General features: G+C 38.4%; 18 protein-coding genes. 8 read left to right on the top strand and 10 right to left on the bottom strand.

What is annotated here, in order from left to right; all coding sequences use genetic code 11:
* A partial coding sequence (locus tag PP182_RS14480) for a hypothetical protein (RefSeq protein ID WP_272651988.1) occupies positions 1-205 on the bottom strand: 205 nt, incomplete at its 3' end.
* A gap of 310 nt (positions 206-515) precedes the next feature.
* Here PP182_RS14480 and PP182_RS14485 point away from each other — a divergent pair.
* Complete coding sequence (locus tag PP182_RS14485; protein ID WP_272651989.1) at positions 516-1,025, top strand: DUF3124 domain-containing protein; 510 nt, start codon at positions 516-518, stop codon at positions 1,023-1,025.
* Between the two features lies 1 nt (position 1,026).
* On the top strand, positions 1,027-1,644 hold the full coding sequence (locus PP182_RS14490) for a MarC family protein (protein ID WP_272651990.1): 618 nt from the start codon (positions 1,027-1,029) through the stop codon (positions 1,642-1,644).
* Positions 1,645-1,939: 295 nt separating this feature from the next.
* On the opposite strand, the gene PP182_RS14495 is transcribed toward PP182_RS14490, so the two are convergent.
* The 7 genes from PP182_RS14495 to PP182_RS14525 form a co-directional block, all read right to left on the bottom strand.
* On the bottom strand, positions 1,940-3,004 hold the full coding sequence (locus tag PP182_RS14495) for a cellulase family glycosylhydrolase (RefSeq protein WP_272651991.1): 1,065 nt from the start codon (positions 3,002-3,004) through the stop codon (positions 1,940-1,942).
* 220 nt (positions 3,005-3,224) lie between these two features.
* Positions 3,225-4,247: a MobB family relaxase gene (mobB, locus tag PP182_RS14500; RefSeq protein WP_272651992.1), complete on the bottom strand. Its 1,023-nt coding sequence runs from the start codon at positions 4,245-4,247 to the stop codon at positions 3,225-3,227.
* 5 nt (positions 4,248-4,252) lie between these two features.
* The gene (locus tag PP182_RS14505; RefSeq protein ID WP_272651993.1) at positions 4,253-4,837 is read right to left on the bottom strand and encodes a BfmA/BtgA family mobilization protein; all 585 of its coding nucleotides are present in this window, start codon (positions 4,835-4,837) and stop codon (positions 4,253-4,255) included.
* A 472-nt stretch (positions 4,838-5,309) separates the two neighbouring features.
* A complete protein-coding gene (locus PP182_RS14510; protein ID WP_272651994.1) occupies positions 5,310-5,507 on the bottom strand; it encodes a hypothetical protein in 198 nt (65 codons plus the stop codon).
* Between the two features lie 18 nt (positions 5,508-5,525).
* Positions 5,526-5,879, bottom strand: coding sequence for a DUF6876 family protein (locus PP182_RS14515; RefSeq protein ID WP_330098003.1), 354 nt, complete (start codon positions 5,877-5,879; stop codon positions 5,526-5,528).
* A gap of 106 nt (positions 5,880-5,985) precedes the next feature.
* Positions 5,986-6,330, bottom strand: coding sequence for a single-stranded DNA-binding protein (locus PP182_RS14520; protein WP_272651996.1), 345 nt, complete (start codon positions 6,328-6,330; stop codon positions 5,986-5,988).
* A 1,301-nt stretch (positions 6,331-7,631) separates the two neighbouring features.
* On the bottom strand, positions 7,632-7,880 hold the full coding sequence (locus PP182_RS14525; protein WP_272651997.1) for a hypothetical protein: 249 nt from the start codon (positions 7,878-7,880) through the stop codon (positions 7,632-7,634).
* A gap of 651 nt (positions 7,881-8,531) precedes the next feature.
* On the opposite strand from PP182_RS14525, the gene PP182_RS14530 reads away from it, so the two are divergent.
* The 5 genes from PP182_RS14530 (at position 8,532) to PP182_RS14550 (ending at position 15,915) form a co-directional block, all read left to right on the top strand.
* Positions 8,532-9,458, top strand: coding sequence for a helix-turn-helix domain-containing protein (locus PP182_RS14530; protein ID WP_272651998.1), 927 nt, complete (start codon positions 8,532-8,534; stop codon positions 9,456-9,458).
* Positions 9,459-9,611: 153 nt separating this feature from the next.
* The gene (locus PP182_RS14535; protein WP_272651999.1) at positions 9,612-10,625 is read left to right on the top strand and encodes an efflux RND transporter periplasmic adaptor subunit; all 1,014 of its coding nucleotides are present in this window, start codon (positions 9,612-9,614) and stop codon (positions 10,623-10,625) included.
* Between the two features lie 14 nt (positions 10,626-10,639).
* Entirely contained in the window at positions 10,640-13,840 is a 3,201-nt protein-coding gene (locus PP182_RS14540; RefSeq protein ID WP_272652000.1) for an efflux RND transporter permease subunit, read from the top strand.
* A 120-nt stretch (positions 13,841-13,960) separates the two neighbouring features.
* Positions 13,961-15,241 (top strand): TolC family protein, encoded by a 1,281-nt coding sequence (locus PP182_RS14545; protein ID WP_272652001.1) that lies wholly within the window; start codon positions 13,961-13,963, stop codon positions 15,239-15,241.
* 62 nt (positions 15,242-15,303) lie between these two features.
* Entirely contained in the window at positions 15,304-15,915 is a 612-nt protein-coding gene (locus tag PP182_RS14550; RefSeq protein WP_272652002.1) for a TetR/AcrR family transcriptional regulator, read from the top strand.
* 547 nt (positions 15,916-16,462) lie between these two features.
* On the opposite strand, the gene PP182_RS14555 is transcribed toward PP182_RS14550, so the two are convergent.
* Both PP182_RS14555 and PP182_RS14560 read right to left on the bottom strand, forming a co-directional pair.
* A complete protein-coding gene (locus PP182_RS14555; protein ID WP_272652003.1) occupies positions 16,463-16,609 on the bottom strand; it encodes a hypothetical protein in 147 nt (48 codons plus the stop codon).
* Positions 16,610-16,619: 10 nt separating this feature from the next.
* Positions 16,620-17,831 (bottom strand): HEPN domain-containing protein, encoded by a 1,212-nt coding sequence (locus tag PP182_RS14560; protein WP_272652004.1) that lies wholly within the window; start codon positions 17,829-17,831, stop codon positions 16,620-16,622.
* Positions 17,832-17,975: 144 nt separating this feature from the next.
* Between PP182_RS14560 and PP182_RS14565 the strand changes: the two genes are divergently transcribed.
* Positions 17,976-18,386, top strand: a complete 411-nt coding sequence (locus PP182_RS14565) for a helix-turn-helix domain-containing protein (RefSeq protein WP_272652005.1) — start codon at positions 17,976-17,978, stop codon at positions 18,384-18,386.
* The last annotated feature ends 47 nt before the right edge of the window (positions 18,387-18,433 follow it).

Consider the following 18,433-nt stretch of genomic DNA (forward strand, 5'->3'; position numbering starts at 1 on the left):
CAGCTTTTCTTGGTAGTCCTTTTTTCCTTGCATACCTCAAGTTACGATCGATCCCCGGATCGGCAATGATCAAAACCGATTTTTTCCTAACTTGTGCAACAGGCACAATGGCTATAAATAATTGCTTGTTCTCGCCTACTTCTGAAAATCCTCGCGGATTTTCAGTTTGGTGTGTACTTGCAAAGTTAAGTGCTAAACCACGCAACTATTCATAGCCGAGACCGTTGGGACGGATTTTGAAAGCCTCCGGCCTCAACCAAGTCGCTACATTGCTGCGCAATTCCCGCCCCTTGGGCATCCGTCCCAACGCCCCGCTAAACCAAATTGCCAATCAGGTCGGGACCCGAGACCTACGGCCCCACGATCGAAAACACCAAAAACCCGACCCAACAGCACCTAAAGGCAATTTGGCAACGTTCTACTTGTCTTTTAAATTATTTGCGAATAAATTCACATAATTCAAAACCCAGAACGTCACTGCGTTTAGCAGGGCGTTGGCGGTAATTTGAAGAATTATGAAGAATACAATTAAAATACTTTTACTTCTACTAATATTTCAATCTTGCAAAGAGAAGGTTGAGATAAGCTCAATCAATCCTGTTGATTGGGAAATAAGGACTATAGAATTTAACCTTCCTGACTCTTTGCCACATGGAACAACTTATCTATCAGTCTATTCACAGATTTATAGTCAGACAGAACATAAAACTCATGATTTGACCGCAACTGTAAGCATAAGAAATGTAAATAAAGCCGACTCGGTTTATATTAACAAAGCTGAATATTATAATACAAAAGGTAATTCTATTAGAACCTATTTTGATAAACCCATATTCATTGCTCCAATGGAAACAGTAGAAATCGTAATTGATGAGCGAGACCAAGAAGGCGGAACTGGTGCAAACTTCCTTTTTGATTGGACAATAAAGCCAAATTCCAATGACCCTATCTTTGAAGCGATAATGATTTCAACTTCTGGTCAACAGGGACTTTCATTTACTACTCAAGGCAAAAAGATAAATTAATATGGCTACTGAAATATTAACTAAAATATTATTCCTTATTGCTGTAATTGACCCTCTAGGTTCCGTACCAGTTTATCTGGAAGCTACTAAACATTTTGACCAAAAACACAAACGCAAAATTGCAATTAGAGCTTCATTAATTGCATATTTAATTCTACTGTTTTTCATTTTAGTTGGTCAAATCATTCTTGAAGGAATGGATGTTTCTCTGGACGCATTCCAAATTTCTGGTGGAGTGATTCTATTCTTGTTCGCGTTAACAATGATTTTTGGCGAAGGGAAACCTGAGTCAGAAAAACATCTTATCAAAGACTATAAGCACGTTACAATTTTCCCAGTTGCAATTCCTTCAATTGCTTCTCCAGGCGCAATTATGGCTGTCGTGCTAATGACAGATAATCATCTATACACCATTCAAGAACAAGCTATTACGACATTACTGGTATTATTAGTAGTCTCCATGACTATGCTATTGCTTTTAGCTGCAAATGTTGTGCAAAACAGAATTGGGGAATATGGAATAACAGTTATAAGTAAAATAATGGGACTTATTCTAGCTTCTTATGCTGTTCAAAGTGTTCTAAGCGGTTTGAGAGATTTTTTCACTGTATTGAATTGAATAAAAAACTACACACAACAGCACCTAAAGGCAATTTGGCAGATTACTGCAGCCGTAGGATAATGGACATTCTTGCCAGGACCGCCGCTACGGCTTTTTTACTCGACCTATCGGCACGCTATATGTAATCTGGTTCGTCGAGTTGCCCGTCTTTCCTTATGATATTGAAAAGTGCCCTAAGCAAAGGGAATACTGAAACTATACACTTATTTTTGATTTATCCACTATATCCTTATCAAGTTCTTATAAATCCATAATGGTTTGGTCAATAAGTTAATATTTATGGTAATAGACCTTAATCAATCCCGTTCAATTTTTTAATTAAATCAACCTCATCCTGACGATAAGGGGTTCCATCTTTCCGGAAGATATCATGAAACCATTCCACAGGTTCCTCCCCACTATCAATTGGTGTGTCCCATTGGTATATGGTATTGGTCTTTCCTTTCACCAATCCCCAATTTATGGCTCCTACATTTTCCTCTTTCAACATCGGCATGATGTTGGAAAATCGGCTATTTCGAGTTCGGGCCATATATTCGGTACAGATCATAGGTCTTCCATGGGTCCTTAAAAGCTCTATGATCAGTTTGTGGTCTTGTGGGTTTCCGTAATGATGGTAGGTAATGATATCGGAATGTAGCGCCTGAAAGGCATTAAGGTCCCTCAATCCCCAGGACCAGATTCCTGCCGATATGGGCTGGGAAGGATTAACCTCCCTTGCCCATGAAAAAACTGCCTCCAACAAAGGCATGGAATCGTTAATCTTCCCCGAGTTTCCAGGTTCGTTGTACAAATCCCAAAGCAAAACCCTTTTATCATCCTTGAAGGTTGTCAGAATATCTTTTACATATGTTTCCAAAAAAGGAAAATTTGCTTTATCCTTGGAAGCCGGATCACCTGGATCCTGCATCCAACCTGAGTTGTGTGTACCAGTCGTAGGTTCCGGTTGCTTTCCGATTTTTGGCTCTTTCCCCCATACGTCATCAAAGATGACGAACATGGTCTTGATTCCCTTACTATTTGAGATATCCAAATATTGGTCCATTCTTTTCTTGAAACCCTTTGAATCTTGTTTGTATGCCAAACTATGGAGGTATACCCGCATCACATTCATGCCAATATCTTGTGCATATCCCAACTCCTTCTCAATGGTTTCAGGGTCAAAAGTATCCTCTTGCCACATCTCCAATTGATTGATTGCCGTACTCGGGATAAAATCAGCACCATTAAGCCATTTATATTGGTCATACCATTTTTCCGCCTTTTCTATGGACCATCTTTGAGATGTGCCAGATTGTGCAACAACTAAGGCCGAGGCCATAAAAAGAGCCCTGGTCAATAATCTTTTGATTTTCATTTTGTTTTTCTTTAATCTTATATGTTATTTAACAATTTCTAAAGGTAAATAATTATGTATTGACCTCCTCCTATTAAAACCGAACTGTTTGAAAGTAGAACGATAAGAACCCCAAATCTTACCCCCAACTTTTGCGCATGGATCCTATTGGGTTTTTGTAGTGTTCCGCTAGATAAGCGTAAAGCAAAAACCCGAAAGGGCGCAACCTAGTTTTTGGATTTCAGTAGCCCATGTCATCACCCGTGCCCCTTGCTTTATCAATACCCCTTCCAAGTGCCTTGATGATCTTGGCAGCCATCTGTACCTTATTGGTCGGTATACTGGGAGCCTTTACACCCATCGTTTTAAGTAGTTTAAAGGCCATGTCCTTTTCCTTGGTGGGCAGTCCCATCACCTTTGCAAAAAACTTCCCCGGTTCCTTGGCATGGGCCTTTCTACCAACATAGGATTCCACATAGTTCCTTTTAAATCCTGTTGTCCTATCAAAGGTCTTCTCTGCGGTTTGGTAGAAACTGTCCCTATCAAATCCCCTTTTGACCGTCTTTCCGTTCAGTTCTACTTCGGATGCCCTGTGCTTGGCCATTGGGGAAAGGGTATAGGTATTCGTCACGTCCCTTCTACTTACCATGATATGGATATGGGTCTGTGGCCCCTCTTTTTGCATCCCTGCGGCCACCAGTTGCCCGTTCTGTTTGTGCGGGGCCATTCTTTCTTGCTCTTTGATTCTTTTTTCGAGTTCTTTGACATTGCCGATGGACTCGCCCCGTTCCACTTTCCGTATCTCGTTCCTGAGCCTTGCTATCTCCTTTCGATAGGGGGCATTCTCCTGTACCTGCCTGTCAAGGCCCCGATAGGTGCGTTCATGTTCTATCTTGGCATAGTACTTCAGGTTCTCGGCCTTGACCTCTTGGTTCCTATGGAAACTCTTGGCATAGTCCTCCATGAGCTTCCTTGTGTATTCCCTTAACAGTTTTGGATCATTGCCGATGGCCTTCAGTTCCCTTTGGTTGGGACTGACCACTATGGAGTAGAATTTCGGGTCCTTCTGCCTTAATTTGGCGGTATTGGCATCTATTTCATCGATGACCGTTTCAGGGCTTACGCTGTCATTTTCATGGTCAAAGAATTCCTCCCTCTGTTCGGGCAATCTGTCCTCGTTTTCCTTTTCCAGATAGTCCACATAGTTCCCTACACTGGAGTTGTAGGTACTGCCCATTTTCTGTGCCGAGATGGTAAGGTACATAAGCGTTATTTTAATTTGTATTTCAGGCTTTCAAAATCCCCGATGCCCATATTGATCTTTAGATACGGCTTTCCCATCATAGGCTCCACCTTCTCCACCTTTTTGAGGATTTTATTGCAGCGCTTTTTATAGTTTTCAAATTCACGGAGTATTCTATCGTGCTCTGTTTTCGGAACAGTGTTTCTAGGCTCCAAAAAATCCATTCGCTCTTCCTGAATTTTAACTTGTTCGGGCTTACGTTTCCTCCCATCCTTTACATAGGCCTCATAAAGAATGAGTACCATTTCATAGGTGGGCCGGATACTGGTCCTTTCCATGTTCTTGATTATGGCGATGATCCTATCGAATTTCTTCATCATCTTAATCTCCAACTTTTTGATATTATCGACCACGATCTTTGTTCCCTCCCCAAAAGGGTAAAGGTCGTTCTCCTTGAAGTGGCGTACCATTCCGTCCAACAACTCGCTATGGGATCTGTTGAACTTTTTGGAATAGGTTCGAAAGTGTACGGCCGTTTCTTTCTTTACGGTGATATTGGAATAGCCCCCGGCTCCCTTCTTTGTTTTATTATTTGTTGATTGCTTTTCCATAGGACGAATTTTGTTTTTTAGTGAAATTGCGACAACTTTTCCGCCAAAAATTTCCAGTGTTTACAGGGTCTCCCAAAGGGTTTACTGTAGATTTCGGAAAAGTCTACTGTAGCCCCTGTTTTTTCAGGGTATTCCAAAATCTATTCAATTGACTGGTTTTCAACGTGTTGAATACCCAAAAACAAACGTGATGGCGCAATCTGCGCATCACCCTCTTGCTATTCCATTTCGTCCCGCTCGCGGGACAAAATTCCATACAATCTGCTTCCTGCCCAGATTGCCATTTCAGGGAAAATAATTTTCCGATATGCTATTTTTCGATGTACAGGATTATCGGCGAAAGTCAAAAATTGGATAATCCCGTTTAAAATTTTGGTGCTGAATTTCAGCGAAGTAAAGATACTGTTTTCAACCTTTTGGGCATAGAAAAAGCCCTCATTTAATAAGGGCTTGTTTGGTGTTATTTGGTGTTTCAAATATTGAATACAAAGGTATAGGAATAGAGGTTCCGTATGGCTTCCTCGTCAAGCATCCTGTCCAAATTGGTATGGTGCTTGGTGGCGTAGTCCATCAAATCCTTGCCGTATTTCCTTTTCACATCTTCCTTGGAATCGGCAAGCAACCGCTCTTGGGTCTCTTCGCTCAAATCGGTAAAATTCAGATAAATCATAACATCCCAATTTTAATATTAGCTTGGTAACATCAGCGTATCGTTTACGAAGAACAACCGCAGTTCGTCCAACGGAAAATCGGTAACGCCATAACCGTGCCTTTCCAATACGTTGTCATTTCCATCGCTGTAAGTGATTTCGGCTTCATAGCCTGAAGTTTCCTGTTTTTCCATTGACAAGCGTTTGAAGTCTATGGTTACCCATCGGCTTCGGTGCTTCAAACTTTTGGCAATCACGGATGCATCGGTAATCAACCAATAGCAGTCCGCCACGCTCGCCAAATATTTCAGCCCGTCCGTGTATCGGGTTCTTAATAGCGGAATGAAATAGTACATTTCCGTTCCCGTAAAGTATCGCAGTTCCGCTTGGATTTTGTTAACTTATGTGTTCATTGTTCTAAAATTTTATATTTGGATAATGAAAAGAGGGCACACACTAATTGAAAACTGGTTTAAGTGCCCTCTTTCTTTTTTGATGTTACTTGTCGCCTTTGCTTCCCAACAATAGGACTTCATCGGCTACCACTTCGGTTACGTAGCGTTGGTTGCCATCATCGGTGGTGTAGGTTCTAGTTTTCAATTTCCCCATGATGCCCACTTCCTTGCCTTTTTCGACATATTTTTCAACAATTTCGGCGGTCTTTCCCCAAGCGACAATGGTATGCCAATTGGTGTCCGTTTGCTTTTCGCCTTTGCCATCCTTGTAATACTCATTGGTCGCCAATGAAAAGCGAGCTACTTTCTTTCCGCTTTCAAGGTTCGTAATGGTCGGTTCTTGTCCAACGTTCCCGATTAACTGTACATGATTTTTAATAGTACTCATAACTTAAAGATTTAAAAGATTAATAATTTCCCTTTTCAATTGTGATTAAATTTTAAGGGGTGTTTGTTTGATTTCATTCGTGCGTAGCACAATGGATAAAGTGGGTTTTGTCAAGACTTTCGGTGAAAAATCAGGAGTGTCTGCGACGTAGTAAATCCCTTGGGATTTCAAGGAAGTAGAAACCTTGTTTTTTGCCAGAACCTGTCTTGGTCTTGACAAGTTCCATAGGGGCATTAACAATTCTTTTAGACCATTTGCAAGGAAGCGTACGGGAAGTTAAGCGCGTGCGGCAAATAGGGTTTAAATTAGAATTGGTTATGTCCTGCCTGCTTTTCGATGCCCCGAAAAGCAACAAAGGCTTTATCCATTATAAACCCCTTAAAATGTGTAAGACAGTGCTTCGGTTTTCCGTTGGGAAGCGGACTCAATCCTCTTTTTAGCTCGAAAATGAAGCGTTCCTTCCCAGTCTGAGATTTTTCAGGGCGGGAAGGGCTAGCGGAATGGAAAGCTAAAAACGGGGATTGTGTCTAAGATTTTTAGTGAAGCTCTTTTCCTGGAATGAAGTACAACGAAATGGAAGGGAATGTGCTGAGCGGGTTATAGGAAAAGTATAGTAGATTCATTATTTTTATTCTTTGAAAGTCTAATGGTATCATTTGCAATCAAATGGACCGTCAAAAATTCGGTCAACAGATTTTTAAAGCAAGGTTAAAACCCATAAAATAGGGTGATTGAGGAAGTAGGTTTAAATACTGTCGAGGTCACTAAATGGTATTTTCTACAAATCGAGTAGGGAGTCCCATTTTTTTATTTCCTTCAAATTGCCTGAAAACGAACGGATTGCACCAAATATCTCATTGACCCGAAAAGTTTGAACCAGCTTATTTTTGAAATCATACCTAAATCCGTCTGGGAAGACCATATATTGGATGACCCGTTAAGTTTCCAAATCCCCTAACTTACACAATTACCGTAAGTTACAAGCATAATCAAGCGTCATTTTCACCGATTTTTTGAAGTTTGAACTATTTATTCCCTCATTGCTCAATCTTGCCTCCAATTCCCTTTGCTTTGTCTTAAGTTCCGGCATAAAAAGGTCGTACTGTTACCTTGTAATCTTGTTCAGTACCACATACCTTCTTTCCAAAGTGTTTATCTGTTCTTCGAGCTTTGCCAATTCACAGGTCAACCGCTTTTGGTCCTGGAGTGTTTCTTGGTTTTTATCGATCAATGTGTCGTGGATAATATCCGTCAGGGGTTCGATATACTTTTGTCAGCTAAGGTATAATTGCCCAACAAATTCAAAAACTCTTCATGGAGCTTTTTGAAACTCTTGTTTTCCTTGCTGCCCTTACATCTGTTCTTATATTTTTCCTCACGGTAAATCCAGTATAAGGTGTTCCACAGACCGAAGACCTTACAAACATTTTCATTGGCAGGTTTTCATCCTCAAAAGAATACCTTCTGAGAGATTCACCCACGTGAAGTAAATTATGGAGTTTAAGAAAGACCTCTTTTGATATGAGGTCCTCATGCTTTCCTTGGAGCACATGATTATATAAATGATCATACATTTGTACTTAGCCCTGCACCGTATTGACACCTAAATCCCATCCTGACCGCTGCATATCCTTTTTTTTCAAGGGTTAAAATGGCCCAAGAACATGATACCCAAATGTAATTCAATATTAAGTAATTGAGATTATACGATTAGGAACATTGGAAATCCTAAGAGATTTCCGATCCTTTATTCTTTTTCCCTTTCCACAAAAGAGCGCCTGACAGGGCGCCGCCTTCCATGACCAAAACACAATGGCTTCTTGTAGGGAAACAACCAATTTAACGGAATGGAGTAATCTTTTTGGTAGCGATCCAGAGGATGTTGATATCAAATTGGGAACAAACACACTTTTTTTTCATACTCCTATACTGTGACATTCCTGGATGAGCCGGATGGTTGAGGCCACCAAAAAGCGAAAATTTGAGCCATTCAATATTTGGTGGTAATGATTTGAAATTCAGATTTTTGTGTTGTGATAGAAGGTGCTCAATTTATCCGGGGAGAGTAATATAGTAGGTCCGGCGTTTCCACTATGTAAATGTATAAAATAATATGATTCCCCTTTTCACACAGTATTAAAAGATTCGTTCTAAATCAAACTAAAGTAATACCCTATATTTGGTTACAAAACCCACTTAAAATGAATCCACAATCTTCAATAAAAACCCTTACAATAGATGACTTGGTGGGAATCATTGGAGATATACCACAGGAAGAAAATGGATTACATGTTCATTTATCAAAAAATAAGTTTAAAGAAATCCCTATAAGTTATCCTTTTAGAGGAAATTCGTATGCTTTTTTATTGGTGGTTAAAGGAAGTTTGAAAATCCAATTTAATTTATTGGGATATACTATAAAAAATGCTGAGATAATAGTCGTAAATCCACAAACGGTCACTCATGTTCAAGAAATGAGTAAAAACCTTGAAATCGTCATCATTAATTTTAATGTTGATTTTGTGTTGAGAGGCGCTATTGGTAAAAATGACATTGATACTTTAGATATTTTTACAGCCAATAGTATTCCTAAATTAAAATTGTCCAAGGAGGATTTACAAACGTTTATTTCTGTTTCAAAATTTTTGGAAAGAAAAAATAATCGACTTGGAAAAAACAACCCATATAATAGTGAAATAATAACGCACTGTTTTAACTTATTAGTGTATCAATATGCTTCATTGTTAAAGATCAAGTTTCCTAATTTAGAGGCAGATTTAACCAGGCAAGAAAAGCTGGCCCTTCGTTTTTTGAAACTGTTAAACGAAAATTTTAAGCAAGAACGAACGGTTCAATTTTACGCGGATATTTTATGTTTAACACCTGGATATTTATCTAAGGTTTTAAAAACTGTTTCAAAAAAAACAGCAGGACAGTTAATTGATGAGGCAGTAATAATGGAGTCCAAACTACTCTTAAAAAATCAAACCCTGTCCATTTCAGAAGTTGCGGACGAACTTCAATTCAGCGACCAATCCTTCTTTGGTAAATATTTCAAAAAGCATACTGGTCATTCGCCTTCAAAGTTCAGGAAAATTAAGTTTAAAAAGTTAGGTTTAGACCAATAAACATACTTTATAGCCCATATCTTTTAGCTTTTTTCTTGTTTTTTTACTATAAAATAACCGATTTTGACCAATACTTTCCTTTTGTAGACCTGTTGTAATTATAGCAATAGTAGGAATTTTGTCCCCTATTATTATAAAATTATAGCAGTAAATATGAAGCAAATTATCACCTTAACAACTTTGGCTTTATTAGTAATAGGTTGTTCAGAAAAAAAGGAAACTGTAAAAGAAGTTGCGATTCCAAAGGTCACTGTTAAAAAAATTAAGGCAACAGAAGAAAAGGAATCCCTAACCTATAGTGGAACCATTGAAGCGGACAATACCGTGTCTTTGGGCTTCTCCGTTCCGGGCAGGATTTCAAAAGTTAATGTTCAAGAAGGGCAAAAAGTAAAAAGAGGGCAGTTACTGGCATCTATAGACCAAACTACCTATAAAAATGCATTCGATATAGCAAATGCCGGCTTGGAACAAGCAAATGACAACTTCAAAAGATTAAGTGGTTTATATGAAAAAGGTAGTTTGCCCGAACGCGATTTTATTGCGGTTAAAGTAGCTGTAGCTCAAGCTAACGCAAACAAAAATTTAGCCGCAAAAAATTTAACAGACACTAAGCTTTACGCCCCTTTCTCTGGGATTATTACAGCTAAAATGACAGAAATGGGAGCCACGGCAGCCCCTGGCGTTCCTGCTTTTACGGTAATGAAAACAGATAAAGTATATGCTAAGGCCTCTATTGCTGAATCTGAAATATCCAAACTTAAAATGGGTACAGATGCTGAGGTTGAAATCGCTTCATTAAATGAAACTTTCAATGGTAAAGTAGCTATTATAAATCCAAGTGCAGATGCTATAACCAGAACTTTTAATGTAAAAGTTCGTCTTGACAATAAAGACGATAAACTATTACCGGGAATGATTAGTAAACTAAAAATCAATACCGGTAACACCGTAAATGTTATTACAGTTCCTTCAGAAAGTGTGGTAAGAGATGCCAACGATATCCTGTATGTATTTGTCGTCAAAGAAAATAAAGCCATTAAAAAAAGAGTATCCCTAGGGAGTTTTAAAGGAAATGAAGTCATCGTAACCAATGGCTTGTCAATTGGTGATGCCGTTGTAATTGCAGGAAACAAAAATTTAAAAGACGGGCAAACAGTGTCTCTATAAAAGAACTGAATAAGATGATGAAAAAAGTAAAAATAAACTTTATAGAGGCTGCAATGAAATACCGTCAGGTAACCATTGTACTTACCCTATTGTTAATGATTTTGGGGATATATTCTTTGGCTACTATGGCTCGAAGTGAAGACCCGTTAATTACCGTTCGTAAAGGTTTGGTAATAGCCGCATATCCTGGTGCAGATGAGTTACAGGTAGAACAACAATTAACCAATCAGATAGAGCAGTTTTTATTTGGTTTTGAGGAGGTTAGAAAGGAAAAAACAATCTCGGAAACCAAAGAAGGACAAGTTGTTATTACGGTAGAATTAAATGAAAATGTAAAAGATACTGATGGTTTTTGGGCGACTTTACAACATGGTTTAAATACTACATTTAGGCAAAATTACACCTTGCCACAAGGTATGATAGGTCCTATTGTTAATAGTGACTTTGGTGATGTGGTTGCACAAATGATAACCGTTTCCGCACCTGGACGTAGTTATGCGGAAATTGAAACCTATTTGGATGAATTAGAAGATGGTTTAAAAACAATTAACGAAACCTCAAAAATAAAGCGCTACGGGGGTCAAAAACAACAAATTTATGTAACGGTTCAAGATGAAAAAATGAAACAGTACGGTTTCGATTTTTCAACGATTGCCCAAGTTATCCAAGGGCAAAATAATACCGGTTATTCAGGAGGAATTACGTTAGAAAATGCTGAAGTATCTGTTTTTGCAAAAAATCAATATAAGAATGAAGCTGATTTAGGCAATCAAATTGTATACAGCAGTCCAGATGGTAAAGTAGTTCGCTTAAAAGATGTGGCATCTATTGAACGTCGTTACGAGGAAGTGTCAAGCTATATAAAAGTAGGTGATCAAAAAGTAATGATGCTGACGGTAGAGATGCAACCAGGTAATAACATCGTTCAATTTGGAGAGAAAATATCAGAAAAAATCGATGAAGTAAAAAAGCAATTACCCCAAGATGTCCAGGTGGCTACCATTGTAGATCAGCCTACCGTGGTAAAAGGGAGTATTAGCCACTTCATGCTGGAATTTGTTATAGCAATCGTGGCCGTAATTATTGTAGTCATTCTATTGTTGCCATTTAGGGTAGCGATAGTTTCTGCGGTGGCATGCCCTATAGCTATTGTTATAACATTTGGAGCTTTAAATGTTATTGGTACAGAAATTCATCAGGTAACATTGGCGGCTTTAATCATAGTATTGGGTATGGTGGTAGATAATGCCATTGTAGTTGTAGATAATTATATAGAAAAATTGGATGAAGGAGAAGACCGATGGACAGCTGCCTGGCAAAGTGCCACACAATTAATGGTGCCAATTTTTACCGCAACAATGGCCATTATTTTTGCTTTTTTACCCTTGGCTTTTTTCTTAAATGGCTTAGCTAAAGAGTTTATACAAGCCTTACCCATAGCTGTAGCAGTTGCGCTATTTGCATCATTGTTAGTCGCCTTATTGCTAACGCCCTATATGTGTTATGTCTTTATTAAAAAAGGATTAAAACATAAGGTAAGTGATGGAAATAAAAAAAGCATGTTAGACAGGTTACAACATGTATTTAACAATGCTTTAGATTATAGTTTTAAATGGCCAAAGGCCACCTTATTTATTGGTTTTTTATCGGTGGTATTGGCAATTATAGTAGCCATGGGCTTGGACCAGGAATTGTTCCCCAATACCGAAAGAAACCAGTTTAATATAGAAGTTTGGTTACCTAATGGAGGAAATTTAAATCAAACTGAAGATGTAGTAAAACGTCTTGAGAATGAAATAGAAAAAGACGAAAGGGTTTTAGGTGTGGCAAGTTTTGTGGGTACCAGTTCCCCAAGATTTCATTCTACGTATGCGCCAGAATTTCCCCGAAAAAACTTTGCCCAAATATTTATAACCACAAGCGGTAAAGAAGCTACACAAGAATTGGTAGATGCGTACATTAAAAAATTCGAGGGCTTTGTTCCGGATGGTTATATACGTATAAGACAACTGTCCATGAAAGACACCCCTGCACCTATTGAAGTAAGAATTGTGGGTGCGGATTTAAACAAGCAAAAACAAGTAGCGGAGCAAGTAACAACAATTTTAGAAAAGACGCCCGGCACAAATTGGGTAAGAACATCCTATCAAGATGATTATTATGGCGTAAAAGTAAATCTAAACGACGATAAGGCAAATCGTTTAGGAGTAACAAATGCTATGGTTTCTCAAACTTTGGGAGCGGGCTTAAAAGGGTATCCTGTATCTACATTATATGAAGGAGATAAAGCTATAGATATTCTCTTGCGTTTGGACGCAGAAAATCGGGAGAATTTTAACGATTTGGCAGCTTTAAACATACCTACGGTATTTGGGACAAAAGTGACTTTAAAAGAGGTGGCAGACATTACTCCTGAATGGCATACAGGAGCCATAACACATAGAAATGGCTTAAGGACATTAACAGTTCGCACAGAAGCTCAATTGGGTATAAAGGCAGCTACCATACAAAATGAAATCATGCCTCAAATTGATGCATTGGCATTGCCAGATGGAATTTCAATTAACTATGGAGGGGAGTATGAAAGTACCAATGAAACCGCACCCCATATGATGGCTTCTTTGGGCATAAGTTTAATACTCATCTTTTTAGTGCTCTTATTTCAATTTAAAGATTTTACCAAAGTATTGATTGTGCTGGCAACATTTCCATTGAGTTTATTAGGAGCGTTCTTAGGGCTATTATTTACAGGTAACCCCATTGGTTTTACAGCATTTATGGGAATTATCAGTCTCATAGGGATTGTAGTGAGAAACGGAATTATTTTGGTGGATTATGCAGATGAGTTGGTGTTGGTACATGGTTATACCGTAAAAGCAGCAGCTAAAGCATCAGGTAAAAGACGAATGCGTCCCATCTTTTTAACATCTGCAGCAGCAGCAATAGGCGTTGTACCTATGATTATAGGCAAATCACCATTATGGGCACCTTTGGGAAGTGTGCTAGCCGTTGGTTTAATAGTTTCCATGGTGTTGACCTTATTTATAGTGCCCATCCTTTATTACAAATTTGTCAACCCACAACCAGATGAAGCACACCCTCATCCTAATGCAGAAGTATTTGAACCCATTTTGTATAAGCCTAAAAAGAAAAATAGAACACTTCGCAAATTGGAAGTGATGAAGCATAAACTAAAAAAACGAATCAAGAAATAAAAAGAAAGACTATAGAGCTACTGTTTAAAAAGATTAATCGCAATTAATCTAATCAAATAATCCCCCTTTTTGAATAGGCAGTAGTTTCTATAGTTCTTTTGGAAAAAAATAAAATGAATTATGAGTACATATAAATATACGCTATCGGTAGTTTTTTTGCTGGTTTTTGCCTCTTTTCAGCAAGCCATAGCCCAAGATCGGTTATTGAGTATAGAAGAAGCAAAATCAATGGCCTTATCCAATAATAAAAAAATTAAAAAAGCAGATAAAACTATTGAAGCCAGCAAGGCTAAAAAGGCATCGGTTTATGCATCAAATAAACCCTTTGTGGAGGCAAGTGCTATGGGAGTTCATGTTGGAGACCCATTAAATACACTACTACCAGAGTTTTTTGCCAATGCATCTTTAGGCGTAACCCAAGTAATTTATGCAGGTGGCAAAATAAACACGGCTAAAAAAATGAGTGCTACAGCAGTGGATTTGTATACTTCACAAAAAGAATTAACCGATAGCGAAGTGCTTTTGGAGGTTGAAACAACGTATTGGCAACTAATAAATGTAAAAAGTAAAGTTGAACTGGCTAATACATATATAGCGCTATTAACAGAACTATTAAAAGATTTAACCAATTCATACAATGCTGGCATTATATATAAGAACGATGTTTTGCGTGTTCAAGTGCAACTGAACCAAGCAGAACTGGATTTAACAAAGGCAAACGATGGGCTAAAACTGCTAAAGCTTAAGATGGCACAATTAACCGGTATGTCCAACATCGATTTTTTTGTAAAAGATACTATTGGTAATGATGTTGTTTTATTGGAAGAGGTGTCGCCATCAATGGCTATTGTGAATAGACCCGAAGTAAAAATGCTTAAAAGCGCTATTGAAATTGAAGAATTACAATCTAAAGTTTTAGAAGCAGACAGAAAGCCGACAATTGGACTGAATGTAAGTGGAGTCTATGCCAACGGTAAACAAGTTAATTTCACGGACGGAAGTGATGATTTGACCTCTTATTACGGCTTGTTGAATGTCAATATACCCATATTTGATTGGGGAAGCAGAAAGCAAAAAGTGAAGGAGCAAGACTTCAAAATTGAAGCACAAAAATTAGAATTGGAAGAGACAGAAGAATTGGTGGCACTTCAAATTCAAAATGCCTATTTAGAGCTTCAACAGTCCATACAAAAAGTTGACATCTCCACAGAATCATTGCAACAAGCCGACGAAAATTTAAGATTAAATCAAGATAGATTCGATGCAGGAACCGTAACCGGAAAAGATGTTTTAGAAGCCCAGGTACTTTGGCAGAAAGCCCATTCAGACGTTAGCGATGCTAAGGCGAATCATAGAATAAGTAAAGCCAATTATAAAAAAGTAATTGGAGATTTTAAATAAATACAGAGTAACCTTAAAAGCACATACAATGGTAAAAAATATCCGTTTTTTAAATTTTCATTATGCGAAACAATAGTAAAAATATCATTTTAGAACGGTCTGCCAATATGTTTTTCAATTATGGAATTCAAAATATCTCAATGGATGATATTGCAAAAAAATGTGGAGTATCTAAAAAAACAATTTATAAATATTTTGAAAATAAAGATGATTTAGTACATCAAGTTATAGGAGTGCAGCTAAAAGAACTAAAAGAAGAAATTTTTAAAAATAAACAAGTAAGCGAGAACGCATTAAAAGAATTAATACTTTTTTTTGACTATATAAAAGAGCTTTCCTTTAAGATATCTGCTTCCTTTGGTAAGGAATTAAAAAAATACTACCCAACAATTTTCTTAGAAGTTATAAAACACAAAAACACTATAATAACCCATTTTCTTATAGAAAATATCAGCAAGGGCAAAGAAGAAGGATTTTATAAAATGGATATAAACACAGAAGAATTTTGTGAATCTTTTAATGATATTTCTAAAATTATTTTTCTGGATGGATTCGTCAATCCAGAAATAAACCAAAATGTACTTAAGTTTTTAAACTCATTGTTTTTGCATAGGTTGGTGTCGGTAAAAGGGTTAAAAACGTTAAATGAGCTTACTAAAAACAAAACTATTTGAGTTAAAAAATATGTAAATCTTTAAAGAATGTTCACCAGTTGGATGAACCGGATGGTTGTGACCTCCGAAAACGGAATATTCGAGCCATGCAATATTTGGTTTTAGTGATTTGAAAGTCAGATTTTTGTATTATGATGGAAGGTGCTTAATTTAATCCGGCGAGAGTGCTATACTAGGTGCGGCGTTTCCATATCTAGCCGAGACCTCGCTGTCCCTTCTATTCTAGCTCTTATTAATTATAGTGAAACTACTATATGTATAAATAATAGATAATACGCTCGTAAACATACGAGCCGAGACCGTTAGCGGTAACGCCAAAAAAATAAAACGTCACACCTACAATGAAAGATAATGACATTATGAGAATTTCAAGACTGGCTGCAATTTTAACCCAACTGCAAACACAGAATGTTTCGGTTGGACAGAATCCTGAAAATTCATCAAACAAAATTAAAGTTTAATCCTCATACGCTCATATTACAGGAGTATTTGGCTGAAAAAGAAAAAAAATTCAAGACTCCTGACATACCGTTGTCATGATCTGAAATTACTTTTGGTTGTTGTCCCTGACCTCGAAGGTCACATAATTTCCCTTCTGGTCATTGGCCTTTTTGTTTCCCAACAGTCCCGAAAGATTGTTCCTGAGCTGTTGGATATCCTCCAAGATCCTTAACCTTTTCTTCTTTGATTTCATGTGAATGGATTTATTGCGCTGTGGTTGTCTTTTGTTCCGAAAGCAGTTTTCTGACCGTGTCCAGGAACTCCATTTCCTCATGGGGGATCAGATCTAGGATATATCCAAGCACCTCACTTACATTGTGGTGGGGTCGGGCAACTGCTCGCGTAGGGATATATTCATTTTCCAAAGCCACGATACAGACCTTGATCAAATTGGACATCATAAAGGAGGTTTCCTCATACCCCTCGGTTATAAGTTGGATGCCGTACAATCCCTTTTCAGGGAGATAGGGCTTCAGGGCATGGAAATGCATTTTTTCCAGTTCTTTTAACTCATTAAAAAATGATTCTTTATCATTGTTTTCTATGTTCTCCGTTACCTTCGGGAAAGCTTTCTTAGAATCCTTTCCGATTCCATCGATTTGGGCCTTGCACTCATCAAGATGCCTTTGGAAAATGGACTCTACTTCTTTGATGAAATCCTTCATTTGTTTTTGGATGGCCTTGGTCTGTAGCTTTGTAATCTCGAACTCGGTACCGTAACGGGCAACGCTATAGGCATGTTCCAATAGGAGCAAAAGTTCATTGTTTTCCGTTCCGGAAGGTTCCACAAAGGGTTGGAGGGTGGGAAAGTAGTGTTTGCAGTAATTGATGTGGCTGATGATGCTATGGGTCACCATGCCCTTTCCGATGCACATCTGTTCGATGAACCTGAACGCAAGCTCAAAGGCCTGGTGCATGTTGAAGGTGGCAATGGCATAATCCCCTTCCTTTATAAGTATCTCCGCAATATTGGCAAAGGCATTTACTTTTGCTATTTCAGATTTGTAATAGCGGGAAGCCCGCTTCATGAGGTTCCGGTATGCCATGGTCGAAAAATCCATAATGTTCTCCCCTTCGGGATGGGCGAAGATGTTTTCCCCGAGACAGCAATGTTCCAGGAAATAGAGCGAACCCCTTTCAAGGCCGGTTTCGGATTGGCTCTCCGTGTAGACCCTTATCCTGAAATCGGGGTGCTTCTTTGCTTTCTTTGCAACTAGTGAACGGATTTCGTTGGGCAACGGGTCATTGTTGACGTCCACGAAAAGGGTCAGGAAATAATATTCGGTATTTCCCTCATTTTGTTTTCTGGACAGGAAGGCCCTGTCTATGGTAATGATGTTCAGGATGCCATTGAGCAGTTCGGACAGCTCTTCCGCTCTTTCAAAGTTTTCCAGTATGTTCGTGTAATGTGTCATGGGAACGTGTTTTAAAGGGTTCGAGAATCAACGATCATATTAAGGCCACATTTCCAAGTATCCCACCATGGACGTTTGTATTTTATTGAACCAGTTTTGTATTTTACCATCGGATTATTGTGCGAAACACCCTATATTTGAGGTATGGAGACCAAGACCAAAAACCACATAGGAAGAAAGATAGGCCTCATCCGCGAACTACGGGGCATGAAACAGGAGACCCTTGCCGAGGAACTGGGTATCAGCCAACAGGCCGTTTCCAACATTGAGAACAGCGAGAAGGTGGACGATGCCAAGTTGGAGGAGATCGCCAAGGCATTGGGTGTGACCAAGGAGGCGATTGAGAATTTTTCGGAGGAATCAATGATTAACTATTTCAACACCTTTAATGATAAGGTGTCAAGCAGTAACTTTGGCCACAACAATACTTGTACTTTCAACCCTTTGGATAAATTGGTCGAAGCTTATGAGGAGAATAAAAAACTTTATGAACGTCTTGTTCAAGCAGAAAAAGATAAGGTCAGTTATTTGGAACAACTATTGAAGAACAAATAAGCACCCCTATTTTAAATTAAAAGAACCTCAATCTTGCCATGGATTGA

The sequence above is a fragment of the Maribacter sp. PR1 genome (assembly GCF_028464145.1).
GTDB lineage: Bacteria > Bacteroidota > Bacteroidia > Flavobacteriales > Flavobacteriaceae > Maribacter.